Raw genomic sequence first — 1,875 nt, 5'->3', positions numbered from 1 at the left:
TATTACTCGAAAAGTGCGTACCTTTTTTAGTTCTTCGTGATTTTTAAAATATTTTTGACCTGTTTATGTTTTAGTATCTGATAGTCAGTCCTAAAGCCAAAGGCATCGTGCAATGCATCGGTGAAATCATCTCTAACATAGGTCGGAATCAAGCCTTCACCAGGTATCTCGTAAAAGTTCATGTCCCTTAATCCCTTGATTATCTCACAGGTTGTAAACTTGCTGTCAAGAGCCTTTTCAAGGTACCTGTACACAACCAAGGACAAGAAGCATGTTGTAAAGTGAGCCTGAATCCTTTCATCTCGACTTAGGTAGACCGGTCTTGACTTGAATTCACTTTTCATGATTCTGAAGCATTCCTCGATTTCCCACCTTCTGTGATTGACGCTGATTATGTCACTGACCTCATCCTCCAGATTTGTACATACAGCATAGAATCCATCATACATGGCTTCCTTGGAAATCAGAGTCTTGTTTATGCTAAACAGTTCCTTCTCAGCAACCTCACCATCAGTGGTCACGTTGGTCTTCTCGATAAACCTCTTGAAATCATTGGAACCGGACTTTTTGATCTTTGCTGGATTCTTTTCAATTACATCAACAGCCCTTTGTATTTGATTTTCTCTGATCTGCATTTTGTAATTCCTGTATTTCAGTGAAAAGGTGACAATCAGCCTTTGCTCCAGACCATTCTCATTGATCCACCTTTCCTTGAAGAAGGTCTTTGAATAATCCTTCTGCTCGTCCAGTTTGGAAATATCATAAGTCTTCATATCGCCAGCATACATCCATCCCTTAGGGTCAAGAGCCCATTCCTTGAGATAGTCCTTAAGCATCTTGACAGATTGAGTAGTGATAAAGGCCCTGCTGCCTATATCGTTAAACTTCCTGTTTTCAACGGATGAAAGACCAGCATCTGTGCAAACCACAAACTTTGAAAGTTTGAAATCAGAGAGAATTCTCTTTTCCAAAGGTTTAAGGGTCTTCTGTTCATTGGTCCTTCCGCTATGTATGTCAAAAGCAAGAGGGATACCATCACCATCCATAAACAGACCCATTTGAACAATGGGGTTGGGTTTGTGGTCCTTGGAATGACCATACTCCCTTAAACCAGACTCCTCCTCAATCTCAAAGAAATAGTTGGTGCAATCATAATAAAGGACCCCAGTGTTCCTCTTTGAAAGCTTTAGACTGTTCTTGTACAGCTCAGATTGGATAAAATCAGTCTCCTTTGAAATGACATCAAGAGCCCTGTATACATGTTGAATATCAAAGTCAGGCTGCTCTATGAACCTGGAAGAGAGATCAAATGTGGCAAGCTTGGATGATGGGAAAATAATCCTCCCATACACAAGTCTCGAAAGAATAGAATCCAGATTGAAGGCAAATCTGTACTTTTTGGATATGGACTCAGAGATGTTTTGGATACCCAACTGATGGTATATTTTCTGAAGAAACAGGTATCCACCGTTAAAAAGCCTCTGCTGCCCTGGATTGATCTGTTTAGAAGGAGAATACCTTACCAGAACATCATTTTTTTCATCCTTCTCTTTCTTGTTCAATTCCTCGATATACCCCTTAGCCCACTGGACAGGGTCCTTGCCACCCAGCTTCTTAAGAAGTTCATCATGAGTACCAAGCTTTTCTACAATCTTAGTTGTTCTTTTTCCATTGGAGTAATAGTCCTTAATAACATAATATGAAGCAGCATTCTTGGATTCACTGACTTTCAACCTCATAAAAACCCCTCCCATATAGTATTATTATACCACATGGCGAAAAGGTACGCAATATAAAAATGGCAAAAAAATAATAAAAAGCCGATAATTTCAAGGCTTTCAAGGGTTATATCTTTATTAAACTGTCAAACTCCCG

1 protein-coding gene is annotated in these 1,875 nt (G+C 39.6%); it reads right to left on the bottom strand.

The features are described 5' to 3' along the window. Window positions 1-26 precede the first annotated feature (26 nt). On the bottom strand, window positions 27-1,739 hold the full coding sequence (locus ACOEN1_RS13350; RefSeq protein ID WP_422487386.1) for an IS1634 family transposase: 1,713 nt from the start codon (window positions 1,737-1,739) through the stop codon (window positions 27-29). Between the last annotated feature and the right edge of the window lie 136 nt (window positions 1,740-1,875).

The organism is Gudongella sp. DL1XJH-153 (assembly GCF_049310905.1).
In the GTDB taxonomy this organism is placed as follows: domain Bacteria; phylum Bacillota; class Clostridia; order Tissierellales; family Tissierellaceae; genus Gudongella.
This window is presented reverse-complemented; position numbering and strand designations above follow the sequence as displayed.